General features: G+C 67.9%; 21 protein-coding genes and 3 pseudogenes. 14 read left to right on the forward strand and 10 right to left on the reverse strand.

The window, feature by feature from the left end; genetic code table 11:
- From nuoL to H7I57_RS03465, 4 genes and pseudogenes are all read left to right on the forward strand, one after another.
- On the forward strand, window positions 1-1,914 hold the full coding sequence (gene nuoL / locus H7I57_RS03450; protein WP_264021891.1) for an NADH-quinone oxidoreductase subunit L: 1,914 nt from the start codon (window positions 1-3) through the stop codon (window positions 1,912-1,914).
- On the forward strand, window positions 1,911-3,488 hold the full coding sequence (locus H7I57_RS03455) for an NADH-quinone oxidoreductase subunit M (protein ID WP_264021892.1): 1,578 nt from the start codon (window positions 1,911-1,913) through the stop codon (window positions 3,486-3,488). Before nuoL ends, H7I57_RS03455 begins: the two co-directional genes overlap by 4 nt.
- Window positions 3,485-5,086 (forward strand): NADH-quinone oxidoreductase subunit NuoN, encoded by a 1,602-nt coding sequence (nuoN, locus tag H7I57_RS03460; protein WP_264021894.1) that lies wholly within the window; start codon window positions 3,485-3,487, stop codon window positions 5,084-5,086. The genes H7I57_RS03455 and nuoN overlap by 4 nt, the downstream gene beginning before the upstream one ends.
- Window positions 5,087-5,102: 16 nt before the next feature.
- Window positions 5,103-5,877, forward strand: a pseudogene (locus H7I57_RS03465) (enoyl-CoA hydratase).
- A 20-nt stretch (window positions 5,878-5,897) separates the two neighbouring features.
- Here the strand turns inward: H7I57_RS03465 and H7I57_RS03470 are convergent.
- Window positions 5,898-6,500, reverse strand: coding sequence for a TetR/AcrR family transcriptional regulator (locus tag H7I57_RS03470; RefSeq protein WP_264021895.1), 603 nt, complete (start codon window positions 6,498-6,500; stop codon window positions 5,898-5,900).
- A gap of 44 nt (window positions 6,501-6,544) precedes the next feature.
- On the opposite strand from H7I57_RS03470, the gene H7I57_RS03475 reads away from it, so the two are divergent.
- A complete protein-coding gene (locus H7I57_RS03475; protein ID WP_264021896.1) occupies window positions 6,545-7,681 on the forward strand; it encodes a phosphotransferase family protein in 1,137 nt (378 codons plus the stop codon).
- Window positions 7,681-8,823, forward strand: coding sequence for an Rv3169 family protein (locus H7I57_RS03480; protein ID WP_264021897.1), 1,143 nt, complete (start codon window positions 7,681-7,683; stop codon window positions 8,821-8,823). Before H7I57_RS03475 ends, H7I57_RS03480 begins: the two co-directional genes overlap by 1 nt.
- Before the next feature lie 73 nt (window positions 8,824-8,896).
- On the opposite strand, the gene H7I57_RS03485 is transcribed toward H7I57_RS03480, so the two are convergent.
- On the reverse strand, window positions 8,897-10,387 hold the full coding sequence (locus tag H7I57_RS03485; RefSeq protein ID WP_264021898.1) for a flavin-containing monooxygenase: 1,491 nt from the start codon (window positions 10,385-10,387) through the stop codon (window positions 8,897-8,899).
- A 232-nt stretch (window positions 10,388-10,619) separates the two neighbouring features.
- Between H7I57_RS03485 and H7I57_RS03490 the strand changes: the two genes are divergently transcribed.
- The gene (locus tag H7I57_RS03490) at window positions 10,620-11,963 is read left to right on the forward strand and encodes a flavin monoamine oxidase family protein (RefSeq protein ID WP_264021900.1); all 1,344 of its coding nucleotides are present in this window, start codon (window positions 10,620-10,622) and stop codon (window positions 11,961-11,963) included.
- Here H7I57_RS03490 and H7I57_RS03495 read toward each other — a convergent pair.
- On the reverse strand, window positions 11,939-12,934 hold the full coding sequence (locus H7I57_RS03495) for an alpha/beta fold hydrolase (RefSeq protein ID WP_264021901.1): 996 nt from the start codon (window positions 12,932-12,934) through the stop codon (window positions 11,939-11,941). The two genes, H7I57_RS03490 and H7I57_RS03495, sit on opposite strands and share 25 nt — an antisense overlap.
- Before the next feature lie 95 nt (window positions 12,935-13,029).
- Here H7I57_RS03495 and H7I57_RS03500 point away from each other — a divergent pair, with 95 nt between their 5' ends.
- Entirely contained in the window at window positions 13,030-14,004 is a 975-nt protein-coding gene (locus H7I57_RS03500) for an NADPH:quinone oxidoreductase family protein (protein ID WP_264021903.1), read from the forward strand.
- Between the two features lie 100 nt (window positions 14,005-14,104).
- A complete protein-coding gene (locus H7I57_RS03505; protein ID WP_264021904.1) occupies window positions 14,105-16,867 on the forward strand; it encodes a helix-turn-helix transcriptional regulator in 2,763 nt (920 codons plus the stop codon).
- On the opposite strand, the gene H7I57_RS03510 is transcribed toward H7I57_RS03505, so the two are convergent.
- The 3 genes from H7I57_RS03510 to H7I57_RS03520 are packed head-to-tail and all read right to left on the reverse strand — an operon-like array spanning window position 16,864 to window position 20,541.
- On the reverse strand, window positions 16,864-17,646 hold the full coding sequence (locus H7I57_RS03510; RefSeq protein WP_264021906.1) for a glucose 1-dehydrogenase: 783 nt from the start codon (window positions 17,644-17,646) through the stop codon (window positions 16,864-16,866). The genes H7I57_RS03505 and H7I57_RS03510 overlap by 4 nt on opposite strands.
- A gap of 14 nt (window positions 17,647-17,660) precedes the next feature.
- A complete protein-coding gene (locus H7I57_RS03515; protein WP_264021907.1) occupies window positions 17,661-19,628 on the reverse strand; it encodes a flavin-containing monooxygenase in 1,968 nt (655 codons plus the stop codon).
- Window positions 19,629-19,662: 34 nt separating this feature from the next.
- Window positions 19,663-20,541 (reverse strand): alpha/beta fold hydrolase, encoded by an 879-nt coding sequence (locus H7I57_RS03520; protein WP_264021908.1) that lies wholly within the window; start codon window positions 20,539-20,541, stop codon window positions 19,663-19,665.
- Between the two features lie 115 nt (window positions 20,542-20,656).
- Here H7I57_RS03520 and H7I57_RS03525 point away from each other — a divergent pair, with 115 nt between their 5' ends.
- Window positions 20,657-21,454, forward strand: coding sequence for an SDR family NAD(P)-dependent oxidoreductase (locus tag H7I57_RS03525; protein ID WP_264021909.1), 798 nt, complete (start codon window positions 20,657-20,659; stop codon window positions 21,452-21,454).
- A gap of 10 nt (window positions 21,455-21,464) precedes the next feature.
- On the opposite strand, the gene H7I57_RS03530 is transcribed toward H7I57_RS03525, so the two are convergent.
- The gene (locus H7I57_RS03530) at window positions 21,465-21,818 is read right to left on the reverse strand and encodes a Fe-S protein (protein ID WP_264021910.1); all 354 of its coding nucleotides are present in this window, start codon (window positions 21,816-21,818) and stop codon (window positions 21,465-21,467) included.
- A gap of 104 nt (window positions 21,819-21,922) precedes the next feature.
- Here H7I57_RS03530 and H7I57_RS03535 point away from each other — a divergent pair, with 104 nt between their 5' ends.
- On the forward strand, window positions 21,923-22,261 hold the full coding sequence (locus H7I57_RS03535) for a hypothetical protein (RefSeq protein WP_264021911.1): 339 nt from the start codon (window positions 21,923-21,925) through the stop codon (window positions 22,259-22,261).
- 229 nt (window positions 22,262-22,490) lie between these two features.
- On the forward strand, window positions 22,491-22,634 hold the full coding sequence (locus H7I57_RS03540) for a hypothetical protein (protein WP_264021912.1): 144 nt from the start codon (window positions 22,491-22,493) through the stop codon (window positions 22,632-22,634).
- A gap of 38 nt (window positions 22,635-22,672) precedes the next feature.
- Here the strand turns inward: H7I57_RS03540 and H7I57_RS33415 are convergent, their stop codons facing one another.
- Complete coding sequence (locus H7I57_RS33415; protein WP_264021913.1) at window positions 22,673-23,242, reverse strand: FAD-dependent oxidoreductase; 570 nt, start codon at window positions 23,240-23,242, stop codon at window positions 22,673-22,675.
- Between the two features lie 160 nt (window positions 23,243-23,402).
- Window positions 23,403-23,762, reverse strand: coding sequence for a DUF4345 domain-containing protein (locus H7I57_RS03550; protein WP_264021915.1), 360 nt, complete (start codon window positions 23,760-23,762; stop codon window positions 23,403-23,405).
- 34 nt (window positions 23,763-23,796) lie between these two features.
- Between H7I57_RS03550 and H7I57_RS03555 the strand changes: the two genes are divergently transcribed.
- Window positions 23,797-24,645, forward strand: coding sequence for a helix-turn-helix transcriptional regulator (locus tag H7I57_RS03555; protein ID WP_264021917.1), 849 nt, complete (start codon window positions 23,797-23,799; stop codon window positions 24,643-24,645).
- Between the two features lie 25 nt (window positions 24,646-24,670).
- Here the strand turns inward: H7I57_RS03555 and H7I57_RS03560 are convergent.
- Window positions 24,671-24,988, reverse strand: a pseudogene (locus H7I57_RS03560) (DUF6431 domain-containing protein); the annotation flags it as partial.
- A 565-nt stretch (window positions 24,989-25,553) separates the two neighbouring features.
- Here H7I57_RS03560 and H7I57_RS03565 point away from each other — a divergent pair.
- Window positions 25,554-26,569, forward strand: a pseudogene (locus H7I57_RS03565) (IS256 family transposase); the annotation flags it as partial.
- Window positions 26,570-26,663: the final 94 nt, after the last annotated feature.

A 26,663-nucleotide genomic window follows, 5' to 3' on the forward strand; every position in this document is an offset into this window, starting at 1 on the left:
ATGACATTACCTGTGTGGCTGGTGATCGCGCTCCCCCTGGCGGGTGCGACGATCCTGCTGCTGAGCGGCAGGCGCTCCGATCGCTGGGGCCACCTGCTGGGCACGCTCGCCGCGCTCGCGTCGTTCGCCTGTGCGGCGGCGCTGTTCGTCGACATGGTCGGCCGCGACTCCGAGAGCAGGTCGACCCATGAGTCGCTGTTCACCTGGGTCCCGGTCGGCGGGTTGCAGGTCGACTTCGGTCTGCAACTCGATCAGCTGTCGATGTGCTTCGTGCTGCTGATCACCGGCGTCGGCTCGCTGATCCACATCTACTCGATCGGCTACATGGCTCCGGGAGCGGAGCTTGCGGAGCGACCCGATAACCCAGGTCCGAGTCGTCGTCTTTTCTTCGGATATCTCAACCTGTTTCTCGCGGCGATGCTGCTGCTGGTGCTCGCCGACAACTACCTCGGCCTGTACATGGGTTGGGAGGGTGTGGGCCTGGCGTCGTATCTGTTGATCGGTTTCTGGTCGCACAAGCCGTCGGCGGCGACGGCGGCCAAGAAGGCGTTCGTCGTCAACAGGGTCGGTGACGTCGGACTGGCGCTCGCGCTGATGGTGATGTTCGCTGCCGTCGGCTCCGTGTCGTTCGCCTCGGTGTTCGGCGCCGCACCGCAGCTCTCCGAGGGCACGTTGACCGCGATCGGGCTGATGCTGCTGCTTGCGGCGTGCGGCAAGTCGGCCCAGGTTCCGCTGCAGTCCTGGCTCGGGGACGCGATGGAGGGCCCGACGCCGGTGTCGGCGCTGATCCACGCGGCGACCATGGTGACCGCGGGTGTGTATCTGATCGTGCGCTCGGGTCCGGTGTTCGACCTGGCGCCGCATGCCCAGACCGCCGTCGTGGTCGTCGGCGCGGTGACACTGCTGTTCGGTGCTGTCGTCGGTTGCGCGAAGGACGACATCAAGAAGGCGCTGGCCGCGTCGACGATGAGCCAGATCGGCTACATGGTGCTGGCCGCGGGGCTGGGTCCGGCCGGGTACGCGTTCGCGATCATGCACCTGTTGACGCACGGGTTCTTCAAGGCAGGCCTGTTCCTCGGCGCGGGTTCGGTGATGCACGCGATGGACGACGAGGTGGACATGCGTCGCTACGGCGGGCTGCGCAAAGCGCTGCCGATCACCTTCGCGACGTTCGGGCTCGGCTATCTGGCCATCATCGGCGTGCCGCCGTTGGCCGGGTTCTTCTCCAAGGACGGGATCATCGAGGCGGCCCTCGGCGCGGGCGGAGTCAAGGGCGTCATCCTCGGTGGGGCCACGATTCTCGGCGCCGGGATCACCGCGTTCTACATGACCCGGGTGATGCTGATGACGTTCTTCGGTGAGAAGCGCTGGGCTTCACAAGCTCATCCCCACGAGTCTCCGGCGGTGATGACGTGGCCGATGATCCTGCTGGCGGTCGGATCGGTGACGGCTGGCGGGGCGCTGGCGATCGGCGGCACCCTCGAGCACTGGCTGGAACCGGTGGTCGGCGCGCACGAGATCCACCATGTGCTGCCGGTGTGGGTCGTGACGGTGATCGTCCTGTCCGTCGTCGCCGTCGGCATCGCCGTCGCCTACCGCATGTACGGGTCGCGGTCGGTCCCCGAGGAGGTACCCGCCGGGTCGGTGCTGACGGTCGCGGCGCGCCGGGACCTCTACGGTGACGCGTTCAACGAGAAGGTACTGATGCGTCCCGGCATGCTGATCACGCGCGGGCTGGTGGAGATCGACGACGAGGCGGTGGACGGCGCCGGGAGCGGGTTGGCCGCGCTCGTCGGACGCGGTTCTGATCGGCTGCGACAGTTGCAGACCGGTTTCGCACGGTCCTACGCCCTGGCGATGCTGACCGGCACGGCGCTGGTCGTCGCGGCGATCCTGGCGGTGAACCTGTGGTGACATCGTTTCCGTGGCTGACGGTGCTGTGGGCCATCCCCATGGTCGGGGCGGGCCTGGTGATGCTGCTGCCCGCCGCGCAGCGCGCACTGGCGAAGTGGGTGGCGCTGGGAGTGTCGCTGGCGGTCCTAGCCGTCACCGCTGTGGTGACTGTCGGGTTCGACCCGGGTGGCGAGCAGTTCCAGTTCGTCGAATCCCACACGTGGATACCGTCTTTCGGCACCGGCTACATCCTCGGCATCGACGGCATCGCGCTGGCCCTCGTGGTGCTCACCGCGGTGCTGGTGCCGCTGCTGATCGTCGCCGGCTGGAACGACGCCCGCGACCGGCTCAGCTGGGGCGGCCGTTCGGTGAACATCTACTTCGCGCTGACGCTGGCCGTCGAGGGCATGGTGCTCATCTCGCTGGTGTCGCTCGACATCCTGCTGTTCTACGTGTTCTTCGAGGCCATGCTCATCCCGATGTACTTCCTCATCGGCGGGTTCGGCGGAGCGAACCGCAGTGCCGCGGCGGTGAAGTTCCTGCTGTACAACCTGTTCGGCGGCCTGATCATGCTCGCCGCGGTCGTCGGCCTGTACGTCGTGACGTCCACCAGCGACGCCTTCGCCGCGGGCACCTTCGACTTCCGCGAGATCGTCGCCGCGGTCGCCGGCGGTGAGTTCGTGCTGAACCCGATGATGATGCACCTGCTGTTCGGCGGGTTCATGTTCGCGTTCGCCGTCAAGGCGCCGCTGTGGCCGCTGCACCGCTGGCTGCCCGACTCGGCGGTCGAGGCCACGCCCGCCAGCGCGGTGCTGATGATGGCGATCATGGACAAGGTCGGCACCTTCGGGATGCTCCGCTACTGCCTGCAACTGTTTCCCGAGTCCGCCGTCTACTTCAGCCCGCTGATCATCACGCTCGCGGTGATCGGGATCGTGTACGGCGCCGTCGTGGCGATCGGTCAGACCGATGTGATGCGGTTGATCGCCTACACGTCGATCTCGCACTTCGGGTTCATCATCCTCGGCATCTTCGTGATGACCAGCCAGGGCCAGTCCGGATCGACGCTGTACATGATCAACCACGGCATCTCGACGGCCGCGCTGTTCCTGATCGCCGGTTTCCTGGTGTCCCGGCGAGGGTCTCGGCTCATCAGCGCTTACGGCGGCGTGCAGAAGGTGGCGCCGGTGCTGGCCGGGACCTTCCTGGTGTCCGGGCTGGCCACCCTGTCACTGCCCGGGCTGGCACCGTTCATCAGCGAGTTCCTCGTCCTCATCGGCACCTTCACCCGTTACCCGGCATTCGCCGTGCTCGCCGCCAGCGCACTGGTGCTCTCGGCGATCTACGTCCTGTGGATGTATCAACGGATGATGACCGGCCCGGTGCCGGCCGAACTCGCTGCCGGGGACGGCAGACTGCACGACCTGCGGCCCCGTGAGCTCGTCGTCGTCGCACCGCTGATCGCGCTGCTGGTGGTGCTCGGCGTCTATCCCAAGCCCGCTCTCGACGTCATCAACCCCGCGGTCACGCACACGCTGACGACGATCAACCAGCCCGACCCGGCACCCCGGATGGCGGAAGGCCCGGCACGATGAACCTCCCCACACCATCTGTCGAGTACGGCCTGATCTCCCCCATGCTGATCGTGCTCGGCGCGGCAGTGCTCGGCGTCGTCGTCGAGGCCTTCCTGCCGCGCCGCGTCCGCTACCCGGCGCAGGTCGCGCTCAGCCTCACCGCCCTGGTCGCGGCGTTCGTCGCCGTCATCCTGGTGGCCCGGGACCTGCACGGGGGCACCGGTTTCAGCGCGGTGATGGGGGCGGTCGCGGTCGACATGCCCGCGCTGTTCCTGCAGGGCACCATCCTGTTGATGGGGGTGCTGGGGATCCTGCTCATCGGGGAGCGCCGGATCGGGCTGCCCGCCGAAAGTCCAGTTGGCCAGGCAGATGCAGCGGATCGCGCGGAATCCCAAGGTCTGGACGCGTTCACCCCGCAGGCGTCGGCGATCGCGGGAAGTGTCGCCGAGCAGGTGGCGACCAGGGCGGGTGTGATCCAGACCGAGGTGTTCCCGCTGACGATGTTCGCTATCGGCGGCATGCTGCTGTTCCCCGCGGCCAATGACCTGCTGACGATGTTCATCGCGCTGGAAGTGCTGTCGCTTCCCCTGTACCTGCTGTGCGGGCTGGCGCGACGGCGACGGTTGCTCTCGCAGGAATCGGCACTGAAATACTTTCTGCTCGGGGCGTTCTCGTCGGCGTTCTTCCTCTACGGCGCGGCCATGCTGTACGGCTACGCGGGCACCCTGTCGCTCGAGGGCATCGCCGAGGCGGTGTCGACGGACACCGGCAAGCCGTCGCTGGCGCTGGTCGGGACCGGACTGCTTCTCGTCGGCGTACTCTTCAAAGTCGGTGCGGTGCCGTTCCATTCGTGGATTCCCGACGTGTACCAGGGCGCACCGACGCCGATCACGGCGTTCATGGCAGCGGCCACCAAGATCGCTGCGTTCGGTGCGATGCTGCGGATCTTCTACGTGGCGCTGCCCGAACTGCGGGCCGACTGGCGGCCGGTGTTGTGGGCGATCGCGATCCTGACGATGGTGGTCGGGACGATCACCGCGGTCACCCAGACCGACGTGAAGCGGATGCTCGGCTACTCGGCGGTGGCGCACAGCGGTTTCATCCTGACCGGCGTGATCGCGGGCAACGAGGCCGGCCTGTCCTCGACGCTGTTCTATCTGTTCGCCTACGGCTTCTCCACCGTCGGCGCGTTCGCCGTCGTGGGCCTGGTCCGCGACGCCGACGGCGAGGAGGACACCGCGATGTCGCGGTGGGCCGGGCTCGGCAGACGATATCCCGTTGTCGGCATTGTCTTCTCGCTGTTCCTGCTCGCATTCGCCGGCATCCCGCTCACGAGCGGCTTCGTCAGCAAGTTCGCGGTCTTCAAGGCGGCGGGCGAAGGCGGGGCCATCCCACTGGTCGTGGTGGGCGTGATCGCCAGCGCCATCGCGGCGTACTTCTACGTCCGGGTGATCGTGTTGATGTTCTTCACCGACCGTCCCGAGGACGCGCCCGTGGTGGTGGTGCCCAGCGCGCTGACGACAGCGGTCGTCACCGTCACCGCAGCCGTCACCTTCGCCCTCGGCGCACTTCCGCAGCCCGTGCTGGACCTGGTCAACTCGGCGGACCGGTTCCTCTGATACGAACACAGGTGTGATGACAGAGCAGCTCGTGCTGACCGACGACCACGGCGCCGTGCGCGTCGTGACGTTGAACCGTCCCGCGGCCCGCAACGCGCTGAGCCGGGACCTGATCCGCGCCGCCTATGCGGCGCTGACCGTCGCCGACGACGACGAGTCGGTGTCGGCTGTGGTGCTGACCGGCACCGATCCCGCGTTCTGCGCCGGAGTCGACCTCAAAGAGGCCGCGCGACGGGCTGTCGTACTTCGAGGAGTTCCGCTCGCAGAGCTGCATCGCCGCCGTGGCGAAGATGCGCACCCCGATCGTCGGCGCGATCAACGGCGCCACCTTCACCGGCGGCCTGGAGATGGCGCTGGGCTGCGACTTCCTCGTGGCCTCCGAGCGCGCCGTGTTCGCCGACACCCATGCCCGGGTGGGCATCCTGCCCGGCGGTGGCATGACCGCGCGGCTCCCCCAGCTCGTCGGCGCGGCGATGGCCCGGCGGCTGTCCATGACCGGAGAGGTCGTCGACGCCGCGCGGGCCGAGCGGATCGGGCTGGTGACCGAGGTGGTGGCCCACGAGCGGCTGCTCGATCGTGCCGTCGAACTCGCCGCGCAGATCGCCGACGTGCCGCGGCCGACGATGCGCAGCCTCAAGGAGATCTACACGACGGGTGCGGCTGCGGTGACCGGGCCTGCGCTGGCCGCTGAGGAGAAGATCGCCCTCACCCAGCTCCGGGACTTCGACACCCTCGATGTCCAGTTCCAAGCGGTGACGCAGCGGAACAAGGAACAGATCCGGCCCGACTGAAGGCGGCACTGGACAACTCGCTACGGCACCACCCCGTGCTGCAGGATCGCGGCGATATTGTCGACCCAGGCCGAGCCGGCGAGGTCCTCCGGCGCCTGCAGGAGCGTCAGCAGCGTGGCGCCGCCGATGAGGTCGACGAGCCGGTCGGGGTCGACGCCGCCGCGCACCTCCCCCCGCTCGATCGCGCCGTGCAGCCAGGTGCGCACCGCGCCGAACAGGTCGGTGAACCGGGCGGCGACCCGCTCCCTGAGCTCGGTGTCGGCGGACATGTCGGCGATGACGCCGGGCAGCGCGGCGCGCACCACGGGGCTCAGGAAGATGTCGCGTGCCGCCTCGATCATGGCACGCAGATCGGTGTCGATGTCCGCCGGCGAGGTCAGCGGCGACGCGGGTGTGGCCGGGAAAGCAGCCTCGTGGACGAGTTCGGCCTTGCTCGACCACCGACGGTACAGCGCGGTCTTGGTGGTCCCGGCACGCTGGGCAACCACCGCCATCGTCAGGTTCGAATAGCCGATTTCGACAAGCAGATCCGCGGTGGCCCGCAGTATGGCAGCGTCGATACGCGGGTCCCGTGGGCGTCCAGCACCCGGGCCCTTGTCAACCGGCGACGGCTCTGCTTTCATAACGCTACCAACGGTAGCGTAACTGTGGCGGGAAGGACCAGTTCGTGACAAATGAACCAGCCGTCGAGGACGTGGGACGGCTTCAGCGGTCCAGCCGTGACATGACGAACGTCCCTGCGGCCCTGTCCCGGTGGCTTTCCACCATCCTGGGAGACACCACCCCCGAGATCACCGTGGAGAGTGGCGTCGATTCCAACGGCATGTCGTCGGAGACGATCCTGCTGTCCGGGCGCTGGCTGCAGGCCCACAACGTCGTCGAACAGAAATGGGTGGCTCGGGTCGCGCCCACCGAGACCGACGTTCCGGTCTTCGAGCACTACCGCCTCGACCACCAACACGAGGTGATTAGACTGGTCGCCGAGCTGACCGACATCGCGGTGCCGCGGGTGCGCTGGCTCGAGACCAGTGGCGACGTGCTGGGACGGCCGTTCTTCCTGATGGATCGTGTCGACGGGATGGTCCCGCCCGACGTCATGCCCTACACCTTCGGCGACAACTGGCTCTTCGACGCCACCGCCGACCAGCAGCGGCACCTGCAGGATAGCACGATCGAGGTGCTGGCCAGGTTGCACTCGATACCCAACGCGCAGCAGACATTCGGCTTCCTCCAGGACGCCGATCCGCCGGGCGAGACCGCGCTGCACCGGCACTTCGGATGGCTGAAGAGCTGGTATGAGTTCAGCGTGCCCGACATCGGCCGCTCCCCGCTGGTGGATCGGGCGCTGACCTGGCTGGAGGACCGCTTCCCCGCCGACGTCGCCGCGGCCGAACCGGTGTTGGTGTGGGGTGACGCGCGCATCGGCAATGTCATCTACCGGGACTTCACGCCCGTCGCGGTCCTGGATTGGGAGATGGCCACCGTCGGCCCACGCGAATTCGACGTCGCGTGGATCAGCTTCGCGCACATGGTCTTCCAGGAGCTGACCAACCTCGCCGGGCTTCCCGGCATGCCGGACTTCCTGCGCGAAGAGGATGTCCGCGCGACCTATCACGACCTGACCGGCGTCGAGGTCGGCGACCTCCAATGGTTCTACGTGTTCTCGGGCGTCATCTGGTGCTGCGTGTTCATGCGTACCGGGGCCCGCCGGGTGCACTTCGGGGAGATCGAGAAGCCCGACGACGTCGAGACGCTGTTCTACCACGCGTCACTGCTGAAAAGACTGATCGGAGAGGCCAACTGATGCTCGGGCCGATGGACGAATTCCCGGTACACCAGGTACCCCAGCCGATCGCGTGGCCCGGATCCTCCGACCGCAACTTCTACGACCGGGCCTACTACAACGCCCACGACCGCACCGGCGACATATTCGTCATCACCGGGATCGGCTACTACCCGAACCTGGGGGTCAAGGACGCGTTCCTGCTCGTGTCCCGCCGCGGAGGCGGCAGATTCGGCGGGAGCGGCGACACCCAGACCGCGGTCCACCTGTCCGACGCCATGGACCAGGATCGGCTCAACCAGCATGTCGGCGCCTACCGCGTCGAGGTCGTCGAGCCGCTGCGCAAGCTGCGCATCGTGCTCGACGAAACCGAGGGAGTCGCAGCCGATCTCACCTGGGAGGGACTGTTCGACGTCGTGCAGGAGCAGCGACACGTGCTGCGGGCGGGCAACCGCGTCACCCTCGATGCCCAGCGGTTCGCGCAGGTAGGCACGTGGAGCGGCCAACTGCAGGTCGACGGCCAGACGATCGACGTCGACCCGTCCCGCTGGATCGGCACCCGCGACCGGTCGTGGGGCATCAGGCCCATCGGCGAGGCCGAACCGGCAGGGCGGCCGGCGGACCCGCCGTTCGAGGGCATGTGGTGGCTGTACGTGCCGATGGCGTTCGACGACTTCGGCATCGTCGTGATCATCCAGGAGGAACCCAGCGGGTTCCGGTCGCTCAACGACTGCACGCGCATCTGGAAGGACGGCCGCGTCGAGCAACTGGGGTGGCCGCGCGTCAAGATCAACTACCGGTCCGGCACCCGCATCCCCACCGGGGCGACGATCGACGCCACCGCATCCGACGGCAGCCCGGTCCATTTCGATGTCGAGTCCAAGCTGGCGGCACCGATCCACGTCGGCGGCGGCTACGGCGGCGACTCCGACTGGATCCACGGTATGTGGAAGGGCGAGAACTTCACCGAGCGGCTCACCTACGACATGAACGACCCGGCCATCGTCGGGCGTGCCGGCTTCGGCGTCATCGACCATGTCGGCCGAGCGGTGTGCCGTGACGCCGACGGAACCGAACGTGAGGGCTGGGGTCTGTTCGAGCATGGTGCGCTCGGCCGCCACGACCCGTCGGGATTCGCCGACTGGCTCACCGTCGCCCCGTAAACCCCTCGCCGGAATTGCATTCCAGCAGGCCTTCTCTCGAACTTTCGCTGCCGGAATGCAATTCCGGCGCAGATCAGGCGGGGCGGGGTTCGCGGACCGCGGCGCGGCCGAACACCATCGACTCCTCGATCCGGTCGAACCGGTGATCGATGACGTCGAGCACGTAATTGTGCCGCACGTTCCACGGCCGGTGCGTCCCTGACTTCGGCAGCGCGTGCGGCGACCGCTTGATGTAACCGGCCTGCAGATCGAACGCCGGCTTCTCGGTGATCGGCCCGTCGCCACGATGCGGGTAGGCGTGCGTGTAGCCGCGAGCATCCATGTAGGCCAACAACTTCGCGACGGCCTTGGCCGTCATGTCCGCGCGCAACGTCCACGACGCGTTGGTGTAGCCGATGCACCACGCCATGTTCGGCACATCCTCGAGGAGATACTCCTTGTAGACGAAGCGGTCGGTGGGATCGACCTCGGTGTCGTCGATGAACAGTCGGATGCCGCCGAGGGCCTGCAGTTGCAGCCCCGTCGCGGTGACGATCACATCGGCGTCCAGGCGGGCGCCCGAGGCCAGCACGATGCCCGTCTCGTCGACGTGGTCGATGGTGTCGGTGACCACCTCGGCACGGCCCTGCTTGATCCGCTCGAACAGATCGTGATCGAGGATCAGGCACATCCGCTGGTCCCACGGGTCGTACTTCGGTCTGAAATGCAGGTCGACGTCATAACCCACGGGCAGCGCGGCTTTGGTGCGGTTGCGGATGAGCTTGCGCCCGAATTTCGGCGCCTTGCGGAACATGAAATAGGTCAGTATGTGGAACGCCGCGTTGCGGACCCGCACCACCGAGTGAGACAGCTTGCGCGGCAGGACCCTACGGATGAAGTCCACCATCGGGTCGACGCGTGCCATCGACATCATGTACGTCGGCGACCGCTGGAGCATCGTGACGTGGGCGGCCTTCTCGGTCAATGCCGGGATCAGGCTGATCGCGGTGGCACCGCTGCCGATCACCACGACGCGCTTGCCCGTGTAGTCCAGGTCCTCGGGCCAGAACTGGGGATGCACCACCTCACCGCGGAACCGTTCGATGCCGGGGAACTCGGGCGTGTAGGGATCGTCGTAGCTGTAGTAGCCGGTGCCGAAGAACAGGAAGCGGGCGCGGTGAAGCCGCTCCTGCCCGTCATGCTCGGCGCGCACCGTCCACGTGTCCGTCGCGGAGTCCCACTCTGCGGTCTTCACGTAGGTGTCGAACCGCATGTGCTCGTCGATGCCGTGCTTGTGCGCCGTCGTCGTCAGGTACTCGCGAATGTACTCGCCGTCGGCGACGTTCTCGGGGCGTGTCCACGGCTCCCACGGGAACGACAGCGTGAAGATGTCGCTGTCCGACCGGATGCCCGGATACCGGAACAGGTCCCAGGTGCCGCCGATGCGGGAACGGCGCTCGAGGATCCGGTAGCTCAGCTGCGGATTGCGTTCCTTGATGCGGTAGGCGGCCCCGATCCCGGAGATCCCCGCGCCGATGATCAAGACGTCGGAGAACTCGGCATCATCTGAATAGTGCTCGTGCATCCGCAACCTCCTTTGGTCCGGTCACGTACCACGATATGGGTCAACCCCTCAGCGCGTCGACGATCTCGCTCAGTGAATCCCCCGCGGTCGGACCCGGCTGGTTCCGACAGACCGGTCCGACACCCCGTTCACGCGGCACGTCGTCGCCGATCGGCCCTGCTCAGGGTCGGTTCGGCTGGCCAATAGTCGCTACGCGCAGGTTTTCACGCCAGAATCGGCGAGGATGGGGGCCATGGTCGACGTCGTTGTCGTGGGAGCCGGTTTCGCGGGGCTGGCCGCGGCACGCGAACTGGTCCGACTCGGGCACGACGTCGTCGTCGTCGAAGGTCGCGACCGGGTGGGCGGCAGGTCCTACACCGGGGAACTGGCCGGAACTCCGGTGGATCTGGGCGCCACCTTCGTCGGGCCGACCCAGGACGCGGTGCTGGCGTTGGCCGCCGAACTGGGGTGCGAGAGGGTACCCACCTACGGACGCGGCAAGAACCTGATCCGCTGGCGTGGGCGCGTGCGCTCGTACCGCAGCACGATCCCGCGGTTGTCGATTCTGGAGTTGGTCGACGTGTCGCGCATCCAGTGGCGGTTCGACCGCATCAGCAGGAAGGTCCCGGTGGCCGAACCGTGGACCTCGCCGATCGCCGCGGACCTGGACGCAATCTCGCTGGATCAGTGGCTGCGCTCAGTGCACGCCGGCGCGTCGACGCGCGATCTGATGGCGATCATGGCGCGCGTGACATGGGGGTGTGAACCCGACGCCGTCTCGATGCTGCACGCGGTCCGCTACGTCAAGGCCGCGGGCGGCCTCGGGCGCATGCTCGACGTCGAGGGCGGCGCCCAGCAGGACCGCTTCCCCGCGGGCACCCAGCAGATCGCGGTGCGGATGGCCGACGAACTCGGCGACCGGGTGGTCCTCGGCGCTGCGGTGACGGGCATCCGCAGACACCGGGACGGCACGATGACCGTCGCCTGGCCACGCGGGGAGTTCACCGCCCGCGCGGTCGTCGTCGCGATCCCGCCCGCGCACCGCGCCGGCATCGAGTTCGACCCGCCGTTGCCGCCCGAGCATCAGGAGCTGACGCGGCACTGGCCCCAGGGCCACCTGAGCAAGGCGTACGCGGCCTACGACAAGCCGTTCTGGCGGGACAACGGGTGCTCGGGTGAAGCCCTCTCCGACGAGGGCCCGGTGTTCATCACGTTCGACGTCAGCCCCGGCGACACCGGACCGGGGATCCTGTTGGGGTTCACCGATTCGCGCATGTTCGACCCGCTCCCGAGCGACAAGCGCCGGGAGGTCGCCCTGGCCGGTTTCGCCGCGCTGTTCGGCGAAGCCGCGGCACGCCCGATCGACTACCTCGATCATTGTTGGGGTGCGGAACAATTCGCCCCCGGCGGACCGACCGCGGCGGTACCGCCCGGTTCGTGGACGACGCACGGACGGTGGTTGCGCACCCCGGTGGAGGCCATCTTCTGGGCGGGCACGGAGACCGCCGACCAGTGGACCGGCTTCCTCGACGGAGCGGTGCGCTCCGGTGTGCGGGCCGCGGGCGAGGCGCATCAGGAGCTGACGCGCCGCTCCTGATCTTCTCCCGTCGCTTCGCTCGCCCCGGCGTGAACCGTGTCGACCAACCACCTCAGGTGTTCGTTGACGTCGGTGGGACACTCCAGGATCGCGCAGTGCCCACCGGAGAGCTCCACGAAACGGGCCAGGTTCGGCGCGGTCGCCGCGATGCGGCGTGCACTGGCCATGGGCAGCAGGCGATCGTGGCGGCTGCCGATCACCAACGTCGGCACGGTGAGGTTCTTCATCCCGATGTGCTGCGGGCCGAGATGATTGACCAGAACCCGCGACCACCCTGCGCGACCGGCAGGCGGAGTGCCGGTGAACAGCTCGTGCACGAACCTCGCGATCGCGGGGTCGGCGCCTCGACCCACCGCGATCATGGAGATGAGGCGGCGACCGGGAAGGTCGACGGCACGCACCAGCGGCGCTCCTCCGAACGTCTTCACCAGGGTGCCGCCCGCCCGCACCCGCGCCTCGGCGAACGTCGCAGGCACCGGCAGCAGGTTGATGTTGCGCAACAGGTCACCGGTGGTGGTGTTGATCAGCGCGACGGCGTCGGCGCGCTGCGCGACCCGGTGCGGGTGCCGCTCCGCCCACGACGTGATCGCGATCCCACCCATGGAGTGTCCGGCGATGACGGCGCGTTCACCCGGTGCCAGCGTCGCGTCGAGCACCGCGTCGAGGTCTGCGGCCAGATAGTCCAGGCTGTAGCCGCCCCGGCGCGGCGGCACCGAGCTGCGGCCGTGGCCGCGGTGGTCGTAGGCGATCACCCGGTAGTGCTCGGCGAGATCGGCGATCTGATACGCCCAGACCGGAATCGCACACGTGATGCCGTGCGCGAGCACGATCGGATATCCGTCTTCCGGACCGAACACCTCGGCGTGCAATCGCACGCCATCCTTGGATCGCACGTCCACGATCTGTCCCCGGGGCAGTGTCTGTGCCGGTGCGAATCCTGCGCCCCGCAGCCGCGTCCCACCTCGTGCCATCCGCGCTCCTGCTCACTGCCCTGGTCCCGGCGGCTTTGCCGGGTACCTGACTGTACCGCCGGACAGCACGGAAATCGGTGCAGTTAAATGGTCGGATGCGTGCGATACAGATTGCCGAGCTCGAGGGTCCGCAGGCCGCGAAGGTCGTCGAGATCGACGAACCCACCGCCGGTGACGGCGAGGTCGTCGTCGACGTCCACGCCGCCGGGGTGGCCTTCCCCGACGCGCTGCAGTCCCGCGGCCTGTATCAGTACAAACCGGCCATGCCCTACACCCCGGGGGCGGAGATCGCCGGCGTGGTCCGCAGCGCACCCGACGACGCGCACGTGCAGCCCGGTGACCGGGTGGCCGGACTGACGATGCTGTGCGGCGCCATGGCCGAAGTCGTTGCGCTGCAACCGGAACGGCTCTTCAAGCTGCCGGATTCGGTGTCGTTCGAGGCGGGGGCCGGGCTGCTGTTCAACGACCTGACGGTGCACTTCGCACTGCGCACCCGCGGCAGGCTGCGTGACGGGGAGACGGTGCTGGTGCACGGGGCCGCCGGTGGGATCGGCACCTCCACGCTGCGGTTGGCCGGCCCGTTCGGGGCTTCCCGGGTGATCGCCGTCGTCAGCAGCGAGGACAAGGCCGACATCGCGCGCAGGGCCGGGGCCACCGACGTGGTGCTCGCCTACGGATTCAAGGACGCGGTGAAGACGCTCACCGACGGCCGCGGCGTGGACATCGTCGTCGACCCGGTCGGTGGCGACCGGTTCACCGATTCGCTGCGTTCGCTGGCACCCGGCGGCCGGCTGCTCGTCGTCGGGTTCACCGGCGGCGAGATCCCGACGATCAAGGTGAATCGGCTGCTGCTCAACAACGTCGACGCCGTCGGTGTCGGCTGGGGGGCCTGGACCCTGAGCCACCCCGGCTACCTGCAGGAACAGTGGGCCGAACTGGGCCCGATGCTGGCGTCCGGCGCGGTGCCGCCACCCGAGCCGGTGGTGTATCCCCTCGAGCAGGCAGCAGAGGCGATCGCCTCACTGGAGGATCGGACCGCCAAGGGCAAGATCGTCGTCGCGCTGCGCTGACGGGCTCAGGTAGTTGACTCCGACCGAACTTTGCCGAATCCACCGTGTCGAACGTGCGGAAGTAGTGCGGTGATCTTTGCCCACTGCGATGATGGGCCATATGTCCACCGCTGACAGGTCATCGGCCGAAGACCCGCAGGTTGCTGGCTTCCTGGCTTCTGCGGCGCTGCGACCGACCGGACTGATCATCGAGGGGCAGGCCGGGATCGGCAAGTCGACGCTGTGGTCGGACCTGGTGCGCCAGGCGCGCGACCGCGGGTACCGGGTGCTGTCCGCGCGCGTCGGGCAGACGGAGTCGGTGATGGCTTTCGCGGCGCTGGCCGACCTGCTGGGTGGCCTCGAACCCGACCTCTTCGCGAAGCTCCCGGACCTCCAGCGGCTCGCGTTGGACCGCGTCCTGCTGCGCGCGGGCACGGACGGACCCGCGACCGACCAGCGAGTCGTCGCCGCCGGTTTCGTGACAGCCCTGCACGCGCTGGCCGAGGACTCGCCGGTGATCATCGCCATCGACGCCGCCCAGTGGCTGGACAACTCGAGCCGCGCCGCCGTCGAATTCGCCGCACGCCGCCTGAAGGGCCCGTTCGGCGTCCTGATCACCGAGACCTGCGAACCCGGGGAGGGAAAAACAGCCGGCTGGCTGCATCTGGACCGCCCCGACGGGGTGGACCGGACGGCGGTGCGCCCGCTGGGAACCCGGCAGCTGCACGCGGTGATCTCCCAGCGCCTCGGACGGACGCTGTCGCGACCGGCACTGCTACGCATCGCCGAGATCTCCGGCGGCAACCCGTTCTTCGCTCTCGAGCTGGCCCGGGCGACCGGCGACGGCCCGTCCAGCGCCGACCAGCCATTGCCCGCCGGTCTCGCCGAACTCGTCCGCAGGCGCGTCGGTCGGCTCGACGATCATGTCCGCACCCTGCTGTTGACGGCGGCGTGTGTGGCCGACCCTACCGTCGAACTACTTTCCGCCGCAAACGATGTCGACACCGAGGAGGTGCTTCGGCGGCTCGAGCAGGTCGAGTCGGAGGGCATCGTCACGCTCGAGGGAAACCGGGTGCGTTTCAGCCATCCCCTGCTGGCCAGCGGCGTCTACACCGACGCCGGGCCGACCGTGCGCCGCGCGATGCACCGGACGTTGGGCGCCTTGGAAACCCAACCCGAGCTCAAAGCAAGGCATTTGGCCTTGGCCTCGGTCAGCGCGGACGACGAGATTCTCACCGCGCTCGACCAGGCCGCCGAAACCGCGCGGGCGCGGGGCGCCCCGGCCGCCGCCGCCGAACTGGTCGACCTGGCGATCGATCTCGGCGGCGACACCCCGTGGCGACGGATCAAATCGGCGGAGAACCACTTCCTGGCCGGCGACACCGCACAGGCGGGCACGGTGCTCGGTGCGACCGACGAGATGGAGCCGGGCATCCTGCGCGCACTGGCCGCGAGCCAGCTCGCGACGGTACGCGGGTACCAGAACGAGCACAGCGAGGCCGTCGAACTGCTGCGTGGGGCGCTCGACGACGCCGCCGGCAACGTGCCCATCACGGTGACGGTGCTGCTGCGACTGTCCTTCGCGCTGAACAGCATCGGTGAGCTCGACGATGCCCGCAGGCACGTCCGCGACGCCGTCAAGCTCGCCGAGGAGCTGGGAGTTCCAGGGCTCACCAGCGCCGCGCTGTCCTGGGCGGTGCACGTGAATTTCCAGTGTGGCCGCGGCCTCGACGAGGCCGCGCTGCAACGGGCGCTCGACCTCTACGACAGCACCCTCGATGTGCCGATCATCTTCCGTGCGCCGTTCGTGCACGCACTCGCGCTGTCGTGGACCGGCCGGCTGGAACAGGCGCACCGGGAGCTGATCGCGGTGCGCGACATCTGCGTCGAACGGGGCGCCGAGAGCGACATGATGGCCATCGCCGGGTTTCTGGCGATCAACCACGTCTGGCGCGGACAGCTCACCGAGGCCGCCGCCGAGGCCGCCGAAGCCGTGGAGCGCGCCCAGCAACTCGGCGGCGACGACGTCCTCATCATCCCGATGACGGTGCGCGCCGCGGTCGCCGCGTACGCCGGCCGGGAGGCCGACGCTCGTACCGATGCGCAGTGGGTCCTGGCCGCGACGAAGAACCGCACCGCGTCGCACATCGCGGACTGGCCGGGGATGACGCTGTGCTTCCTCGAGGAGTCACTCGGCAATCACCGGGAGGCCCTGGAGGCGCTGGACTCCGCGTTTCTGGCGCCCGGGCGGGCACCGGCCACCGAGCTGATGTATGCCTGGCACCTGCCCGACGTGATCGAAGCGATGGTCGGCGTCGGGCGCCTCGACGAGGCCGAGACACTCACCGCCACGCTCGAGCACAACGGCGTCGAGCACGGTCGGGTCTGGATGAAGGCGGTGGGAGCGCGCTGCCGGGCGATGCTGCTGGCCGCACGCGGCGACGTCACCTCAGCCGAGCAGACAGCGCACCTGGCGATGGCCGAGCACGACGCGCTGCCGATGCCGTTCGAGCGCGCGCGAACTCAGCTCATTCTCGGTCAGCTCCAGCGGCGGCTGCGTCAGAAGAACACGGCGGCAGCCAATCTGACCGAAGCGCTGCAGGTGTTCGAGCGGCTGGGAACGCCGCTGTGGGCGCGGCGCGCACAGTCCGAGTTGTCCCGCACCGTGGTGACGCCCAACGACGACCTCAGCCGCCTGACACCCTCAGAACAGCGCGTCGCCGAGATGGCGGCATCGGGAGCCACCAACAAGGACATCGCGGCGGCGATGTTCATCAGCGCCAAGACCGTCGAGCACAACCTGACGAAGATCTACCGCAAGCTGGGTATCGGCTCTCGAGCGGAGTTGGGCCGCCGGATGGACCAGGGCCGCACAGAAATTTAGCTGATCCACTCAGGCTGCTGCTCCACATTCACCGCGGAGAAGTCCTTGTGCGCCAGGCCGGCCAATGTGCCCCCGTCCACCACGAACTCCGAACCGGTCGAGTAACTCGACTCATCGCCGGCCAGGTAGACCACCAGGTTGCTGACCTCCTTCGGCTGGGCGATGCGGCCGAGAGCGCTCTGGAAGATGTCCTCGGGAACCCAGTCCGCCATCGGCGTCTTCACCAGGCCGGGATGGATCGAGTTCACCCGAATCCCGAACTGCCCCAACTCCAGAGCAGTGGACTTCGTGAGCCCGCGGACCGCGAACTTCGTCGCCGTGTAGCCGTGGCAGGCGACTGTGCCCGCCATGCCTTCGATCGAGGAGATGTTGATGATCGACCCGCGGCCCGCCTGCTTCATCGTCGGCACCACCGCACGGATGCCGAGGAATACCCCGGTGAGATTGATGTCGAGGATGCGGTGCCATTCGGCCATGTCGAAATCCTCGACGGTGCCGATGTTGAGGATCCCGGCGTTGTTCACCAGGACGTCGACCCCGCCGAACTCGGCGACGGCGGTGGCCACCGCGGTGTCCCAGTTTTCGGCGCGGGTGACGTCGAGATGGACGTAGCGGACGTCATCACCGAGTTCCTCGGCCACCGTCTCGCCTTCGGCGTCCAGGATGTCGCCGCACACCACCTTCGCGCCGTGGGCGACCATCTCGCGCGCGTGTGACGCACCCATGCCGCGGGCACCTCCGCTGACGAGGGCGACCTTGCCGGCCAACCGTCCTGTCATCAATCCTCCTGTTGTCATTGCGCTTTGAGCTCGTAGTCGTCCCGGTTCGGACGATGGGTCCACTTCCAGTAGTCGACGATGCGCCACGCGAACAGCGTGGGCAGCTCACCCTTGGAGTTCTTGTAGTAACTGCTCGTGACCGCCGGGTGGGAGTAGACCATGGTCTTCAGCCGTTCCTGGCTGCGCCTGTCGTAGTCGGCGCACACGGCGGCCTTCGGTGTCGCCGAGGCGGCACCGGACGTGAGCACCATGTCGATACATCCAAGGACGTAGCGCATCTGGCATTCGGAGTTGTAGATGAGGCTGGCGCCGTTGACGGCGTTGGTGCCCGGTCCGAACATGCAGTAGAAGTTCGGAAAATCTGTGACGGTCACCCCCAGGTAGGCGTAGGCGGCGTCACTCCAGGCGTCGTTCAGCCCGATGCCGCCCACACCACGGATGTCGATGGGCCCGAGCTGATGGTTGACGTCGAAACCGGTGGCCCACAACAACACATCGGCCTGCCGGTGCACGCCGTGGGCATCGGTGACACCGTCCGCGGTGATCTCGGCGATGCCGTCGGTGATCAGGTCGACGTCGTCGCGCTGCAAGGTGGTCAGCCAGGTTCCGTTGTCCTGCAAGGTGCGCTTGCCCATCGGTGGGTACCTCGGTGTGACCTTGGCCAGCAGTTCGTCATCGGAGGTGAACGCCTGCATCCACGCGACGAACATCTCACGGATCGCGTGATTGCCTGCGCTGACCGATAATCCGCCGGTGTCCCAGTCCGGGTCGATCGTGATCTGCTCGTTGAGCGCGTCGGCGATGGGCCACCACGTCACGAACCTCAGCCACCGCCCGTAGTACGGCAGGTGCCGGGTGGCCCACCGGGCACCCTCCCCCACCGGTGCGTGGTAGTTGACGTTGGGCGCCATCCACTGCGCGGTGCGCTGATAGACATCGACATGCGCGGCGGTGTCGGCGATCGCCGGGACGAGCTGGAACCCGCTGGCGCCTGCCCCGATGACGGCGACGCGCTTCCCGGCCAGATCGACGGTGTCGTCCCAGTCGGCGGTATGGAACGCCGGGCCCGCGAAGTCCCCGGCGCCCTTGATGTCGGGGATCACCGGGTTGCTGAACTGGCCGACCGCACAGATCAGCCCGCGGGCGGTCAGCGTCTCGGAAACACCGGAGGAGTCTCGGATCTGCACCCGCCAGGTGGCGCTCGCCTCGTCCCACGCCGCACCGGTCACCTCGGTGTCGAACCGGACGTGCTCGGCGATGTCGTAGCGCGCCATCACGTCGTTGAGGTGCTGCAGGATCTCGGGCTGGGTGGCGTAGTGGTGCTCCCAGTGGTCGGTGGGCTCGAATGAATAGGTGTAGTACTGGCTGGCGATGTCGACCCGGCAACCCGGGTAGCGGTTGGCCAGCCAGGTGCCGCCCACCCCGGACTGCTTGTCGACGATCGTGAACGGGATGCCTGCTTGTTTGAGTTTGATGCCCGCCAGCAGCCCGGACTCGCCGCAGCCGATGACCACCACCGGGAAACCGGCGCGTTGGTCGGCGGTCGAGGCGAGCACCGGCCCGGCCTGATCGGCGTCGGTGAACCGCAGGTCCGCGGCGATGTAGTCGACGAATTCGTCGGTCACCTGCCCGGCGGACATCACGTCGAGCATGACCCGCAGCTGGTGCTCGTCGGGAACGAACGGTGCCGGGCAGCCCCAGTCGCGGTAGTCGCGGACGACGTCGAACGCCCGCTCACGGACTGCCTGCTTGTCCGGTTCGCTCATCCCGCCCTGCAGGTCCATCGCGATGAGCATGAACGGACCGGGCAGTTCGTCGAGGATGCCGAGATCGCCGGTCATGTGCACCATCGACATCAGCAGCGCGGGCACGCTGGCCTCGTCGATGGCCGCGCGGATCACGTCGTCGGAGTCGTCGAATGGCAGGCCCGTCAGCCGCGCGAGTTCCAGATCGCACACCGCAGCGCCGGTGACATGTGGCATGCACCACACCATACATTTGGCATTCTGTGGATGATCAGGATTCGCGGTCGCCGTGGCGGACCAGGAAGTCGAGCACCGCATCGGCGAACACATCGTTGCGGTCGCCGGCCACCATGTGCCCGGCGCCCTCGACGTCGACGAACTCGATCTGCGGGAAGCGGGCGAGAAACTCCGTGGCCCGGTCGCGGCTCACCAGGTCGCTGACCTGCCCACGCACCAGCAGCACGGGTACCCCGTCGGCGAGAATCGTGGCCACGGCCGCATGCAATCGATCGGTGTCAGCCACCTCGAGCGGTGGCCGCGCGGCGGTGCCGTCGATGAACTGCGGGTCCCAGTGCCAGTACCAGCGATCTCCCCTGCGGCGCAGGTTGTTTCGCAGGCCGTCGAGATCGGCGGGGCGCGGCCGGTGTGGGTTGAACTCGGCGATCATGTCGGCGACCTCGTCGAGCGAACCGAAACCCTCCACCATCCTGTCGGCCATGAAGGCGTGGATCCGCTCCGCACCCGACGGGTCCATGTCGGGCACGATGTCGACGAGCACGACGGCGGCGGCGATGCCGCGGGCGAGCTCGCCGGCCAGCAGCATCGACGTCAGGCCGCCCAGTGAGGCGCCGACCAGCACCGGTCGCGGCGGCAGCTGGTCGAGGATCTCGCGGACGTCGGCGGCGAAGCTCGACACCCGGTAGTCGCCGTCGGGCGACCAGTCCGATTCCCCGTGCCCCCGCATGTCGACGGTGACGGCCTGCCAGCCGCGGTGCGCCACCGCCGCGGCCGCCCTGCCCCAGGACCGACGGGTCTGACCGCCGCCGTGGAGGAACACCACCGCCCGCGCGTCGGGGTCGCCGTGGCGGTCGGCGGCGATGCGGACACCACCGTGCCCCGCCGTGAGGAACTGTTGTGGTGCTGACGTCATCATCGGATGTTAGGTCGTGGCGTGCCCCGCGAGCGCCCGGGTTTCGCGCCTACGCGCGGCGAGTCGCGGACAACAGCGCGCCCTCGCCGAGGGCGAGGTCGGCAATACTGTGCCGATGAGCAGTCTCGCGGGCAAGGGCGTTCTGGTGACCGGTGCGGCGTCGGGCATCGGGGCGGCCACTGTCAGGAGGGTGCTCGAGGAGGGTGCCTCGGTGGTCGGTGTCGACCTCGCCGTCGAGGCACCGCCTGGCCTTGCGGCCCGCTTCGAGTACCACTGCGCCGACGTGCTCGACACCGCCGCCGTCGGCCGCGCGGTCGCGGCCGTCGTGCAGAAGGCCGGTCGGCTCGATGGCGTGGTCCACTCGGCGGGCGTGGGTGGCGGGGGCCCGATCCACATGCTGCCCGACGAGGAATGGGACCGCGTCGTCGACATCAACCTCAAGGGCACCTTCGTGGTGATGCGCGCAGCGCTGGCCCAGATGATGGTCCAGGACCGGATCGACGGTGAGCGCGGGTCGATCGTCACGTTGTCGAGCGTTGAGGGTCTCGAGGGGACCGCGGGCGGCAGCGCGTACAACGCCTCCAAGGGCGGGGTGGTGCTGCTCAGCAAGAACGCCGCGATCGACTACGGGCCCAGCGGAATCCGTGTCAACGCGATCTGCCCGGGCTTCATCGAGACCCCGTTGTTCGAATCGGTCATGGGCCTTCCCGGCATGGACACCCCCCGCGAGGTCCTACGCCATGAGCACAAGCTGCGGCGGTTCGGCCGGCCCGACGAGGTCGCCGCGGTGGCGACCTTCCTGCTCTCGGGTGACGCCAGCTTCGTGAGCGGCCAGGCCATCGCGGTCGACGGCGGCTACACCGCCGGACGCGACCATCACGTCACCGAGTTGATCGGCCTCGGCGAGCAATAGCCTCGACAGCTCACCACACGACGGCGATGGCGGCCGCTGAGAATGCGAGCACCCCGACCCCGACGAACAGTGGGCGTGGCACCGCCTCCCCGGTGCGCTTCTGCCGGGCGCTGCCCATGCCCAGAAGTGCGCCGAGGATCACCAGGATGACGAGCTTGATGCCGATCTTGGGATAGTTCAACTCGATTCCGGCCGGCCACGGCGCGGCGAGGGCAAGCCCGGTGAGCAGCGCCACCAGCAGGCCGTAGTCCATCACCCGGGTGGTGCGGAACCGGCCGGCGGCCGCCTCGGCCACCCATGCCCCGAAGGTGACCGCGAAGCCGACGATGTGCAGCAGAACAACTACAGAGCGTAGTACCTCCATGGCGTGAGGTTACAACACCCTGGGTGCACTCCGTACCGAATTGCGCGCTCAGATACGGGGGGTGCCCGGGGGCACCCGATAGCAGTTCGTCCCGCCGGTCCCGAATGCGCACACACGCACTGCTCGGCGCGGCATCGCTGACCTCGGGGGGCGATGAGGCGGCAACGAAACTCGGTGTGCCGGATAACGCCTTCAAGCACCTGCCCGGGTTGATGAGCCCGGTGGTGGGCGGGGCCAACCGGATCATCGCCGCGCTCCCCGGCCTCAACACCCTGCGCACGTACCGGGCCCTTGACAATCACGCCCGGGTGCTGGCCGAGCAACGTCTGCGCTACGGCGTGACCCACGGACCTGGTGGACACCGCCCCCTCGCACGGGACGCGGCACCCGGCCGCCGGCGAGCCTCAGCAAACGACCGGGATGCCGTGGCCGGTGTGACCTGACCCACCCCCTAGGCACCGAGGAGACGGCGCTCACCAGCGGCCAAGGTCGGCTGTGAACCACTGACCTGCATCGGCACCGACTGTCGCCAAACTCACACCCGCAAATTTGATTTACCCAGAATTAACAAGGACCATCAGAGCGTTCCACTCACCGGGCGATCCTCGACGAAGTGGACGTCACAGCAACGTGTCCCGCAATCCGGGGCACCCATAAAGGAGTTGAAGAGGAATGTCGTTCACGCAGTTTCGTACAGACGTGAAGCGCGCCGTGAATCGGCGACGCATGAATGCGCGGATCAATGCACTGCCGGACTCAACGGTCCGCACTGAACTCATCGCCATCGCGCGGCGCCACGAGGACGCCCAGCGCTGACGCGACGATCTCGTTTCCAGAGCCGGTGCCCCAACGGGTCACCGGCTCTGTTGTCCTCTCACCCGCTCGTCGCGCCGTCGACGGATATCGGCCCGTCGCCTGCGGCGAGTGCCCGTGGATGAGATCGACCGCGCGGGCGGCACTTTGCGCGCCCCCTCCATCGTCGTCGGCCAGTCGTTGTGGGTCCGGTCACCGGCCAGCGCGAGGTTGGGCAGCGAGGTCCGATTGCCCGGACGGATCGTGGACATCCCCACCCTGGACGAGAAGGTGGCTTTCGGCCACGGCACCACGGTGACGTCGAGTACCTCAGCGTCGCGGGCAGCCGGGTAACTGTCGCGCAGCGCCGCGACGAGGCGGTCGGCGACGTCGGTGTTCTTCAACGTCATCAGGTCGTAGACAGCGCAGCTGGTGAGCGCGTAGAGGTGGTTACCGTCTTCGCACGGACCGTGCATGCGGTCGCGGTCGAACACCCAGTCGATATCGTTGTCCAGCAACAATTTCCACGGCGCCACGGTGCCGAGCGGACGTTCGAGCAACACGTAGGCGTTCATGATCGGGATCGGCTCGAGCTTCTTGGCCGCCAGCCGAATGTCTTGCGAACTCGGCACGTCGACCAACAACGACCGAAGGTTTTAGGCCGGCACCCCCAGCACCACCGCATCGGCGTCGATCACCGAGTCATCGGACACCGTGACACCACGACGACGACGCATCGGTTCCGCGGATCGGTCATGGGTCGATCGTAAGCGGGTCGCTGTCCCGGGTTCGTCAGGCGGCCGTGAACAGCGCGAGCGCGGCGAACGCCTCGACGAGGAAGTAGAACCAGTTGGGGTAGAAGCCGGTTCGGCCGCCGAGGACCGACGACAGCCGACCGAATGCCATCCCCGCCAGTGCGGCGGCGACCGTCATCACGATGCCGGCCCTCAAGTCCGGCGTGGTGAGCGCGACCGCGAGCATCGCGGCGATGGCGAGGCCGAAGCCGCCGTAGACCGCACGGACCTCGGCGCGCGCCGACGCAGACCCGAGGGTGATGTCGAACGGGGCGAGCAACCGTCCCGGTGCCGCCAGCGCGTACACCCCCATGCCGACGAAGAACACTGCAGCGGCGACGATGACAGCGGTTTCCACGCTAACCTCCACTTCACGGATGTAGGAGATCACCATGACAGCAGCGGCCCCTTCGGCGCTTCCACGAACCTGCTGCCCGTCGGTGTGGCTGTGGCCCGGGCAGGCGCTCTACACCGGGCCGGGTCTGGACCTGGCACCGCATTCGGGGTCGGTGTGGTGCCTGGCGATCGGCGTCGACCGTCCTGTGACCGTCACCGCCTGTGAGCATGTCGTTTCCGCCCGCAGCGTGCTCATCCCGCCGCGCCTGACCCACCACCTCGACACGCACGGCGGCCGGCTGGTGTCCTGCTATCTCGACCCGACCTCCGACCGCGCAAGCGGGTGCCGCGACAAATGTCGCGGCGCCTCGGGTGAATTGGCGTTCGGCCACGCCGACGAGCAGGCGCTGGGGAGGCCGCCGACCGACGATGATGCCGCGCGACACTGGCTGGATATCGCCGCCCCAGCAACCACGCGTCGGATGGACCCGCGGATCGCCGACGCGGTGCGGCGCGTCACCGCCGATTCGCCGGCTTCACCGTCCGCACGTCAGCTCGCCGCCGACGCGGGGCTGTCCGAGTCCCGGTTCCTGCACCTGTTTCGGCGCGAGGCCGGAACGAGTTTGCGCCGCTACCGGCTGTGGATCCGCTTGTTGCGTGCCGGTGTTGGGATCAGCGCGGGGCAGAGCTTGACCGAGGCTGCCGCCGAGGCAGGATTCGCCAGCCCGTCACACCTGGCCGATCGCTTCAAGTCCACCTTCGGGCTGACCGCAACCCAACTGTTGGCTTCCGGCGTGGGTCCAGTGCCAGTAGCTGTCGGGCGCCGTCTTGGTAGATGCGTTCCAGGTGTGCCGGGGACAGGCGGCGCAGCCAGCGCCGCACTGTGGACACGGGCCGGTCGATGACGGTAGCGATGCGCCGGTGTCCGAGTCCATTGGCCTTGTGCACCAAAGCCGTTCCGATCACCGCGGTGGTGTCGGCGTGGCGTGGTTGCAGGGCGGCGGGCATCACGATGTGCGTCGATGAGCACGATCGGCATCGGGTGCGGCGAGGTTGCACGGTCACTGTTGTGCCGTCGCGGTCGCGCACGATGCGCTGTCGGCCGTATCCCCAGGCGGCCAGCCGGCCGGTGTTGCAGAGCGGGCAGCGTAGCTCGCCGTCGGCGAGTAGTTGCTCGGCAAGTTCGGTGGTGCGGGCGACGATCAACGTGGAGCCAGTCCATGACACATCAGCCTTGCCTATCACCATCGGGCGGGCATAGGGGTCAGTTCATGTTGGGCGACACCAGATCTGGGTCGGCCACCGTCACTGACCGTGACGACCAGAGGAATCCTCACCGCGTCGAGGTCCGAGTGGGCGATCGACGGCCCGACCGGCAGCCAGGCCGATCGTGGGCGCAGTGATGATGCAGACGACCATGATCCCGCACATCGGTTATCGGCAAGACCAATGACGAATATCACCGTCGTGGTCGTCACCCAGAGGGACGGTCAACAGCAAGCGACAACCGCCGATTCCAACGCCTGGCGCACCGTGCGCCGATGCACCCGATGCTTGTCGGGTAAGTCCCCTGGCGTGGTGGGGTTTCGGGACCTGGGTCTGACGGTGCCGGACCTTTGGCCGGGTGTGTCGTTGCCGGTGTTGGGGTGGGCCATCGCGAGGGTAAGTCCCCTGGCGTGGTGGGGTTTCGGGACCTGGGTCTGACGGTGCCGGACCTTTGGCCGGGTGTGTCGTTGCCGGTGTTGGGGTGGGCCATCGCGTAGTGGTCAGTGAGTTACCGACCAAAGTGACTCACGAGAGGACCTACCACGCGATGACCCAGGACCATTCTGCCTTGCTCACCCAGCTCGACGCGCTCAAGTCCGCTGATGCTGGGGCGGTGTTCGCCGAGCTGATCCGCGCCGGGCTGCAGGCGTTGATCGAGGCCGAGGCCACCGAGGCGATCGGCGCCCGGCGTTACCAGCGCACCGACGGCCGTGGCACGCATCGCAACGGGCACCGCCCCAAGACGGTCTCGACCACCGCCGGTGATATCGAGGTGCAGATCCCCAAGCTGCGGGCCGGGTCGTTTTTCCCGTCACTGTTGGAGCGGCGCCGCCGCATCGATAAGGCGCTGCACGCGGTGATCATGGAGGCCTACGTGCACGGAGTGTCCACCCGCAGCGTCGATGATCTGGTGGCGGCGATGGGCGTCGAATCGGGGGTCTCCAAGTCGGAGGTCTCCCGGATCTGCGCCGGCCTGGACAAAGAGATCGAGGCGTTCCGTACCCGCAGCCTGGCCCATACCGAGTTTCCGTACGTGTTCTGCGACGCCACGTTCTGCAAGGTGCGGGTGGGGGGGCCCACGTGGTCTCTCAAGCGCTGGTGGTGGCCACCGGGGTGTCCATCGACGGCACCCGCGAAGTCCTGGGCACCGCCGTGGGTGACAGCGAGTCCTACGAGTTCTGGCGCGAGTTTCTGTCCTCGCTGCGCGCTCGCGGTCTGACGGGGGTGCATCTGGTCATCTCCGACGCCCATGCCGGACTTAAAGCCGCTGTGGCACAACAGTTCACTGGGTCATCCTGGCAGCGTTGCCGGGTGCATTTCATGCGCAACCTGCACACCGCGGTCGCGGCCAAGCACGCCCCGGCAGTGACTGCGGCGGTCAAGACGATCTTCGCTCACACCGACCCGGCCGAGGTGGCTGAGCAGTGGGACCGGGTCGCCGACACCCTGGCCGCCTCGTTTCCCAAGGTGGCCGCCATGATGAGCGAGGCGAAGACCGACGTGTTGGCGTTCAGCGCGTTCCCGAAGGCCCATTGGCAGAAGATCTGGTCGAATAATCCCATCGTTATCTGTAGTGCTGCGGTGAGCGTCTTTCATGTGGACCACGAAGTCTCGAAGTGGTCGGTTCTGCGTTCTGGATGTGGTTATCTCCAGCCGT

The organism is Mycolicibacterium pyrenivorans (assembly GCF_025821625.1).
GTDB classification, from domain to species: Bacteria; Actinomycetota; Actinomycetes; order Mycobacteriales; family Mycobacteriaceae; genus Mycobacterium; species Mycobacterium pyrenivorans.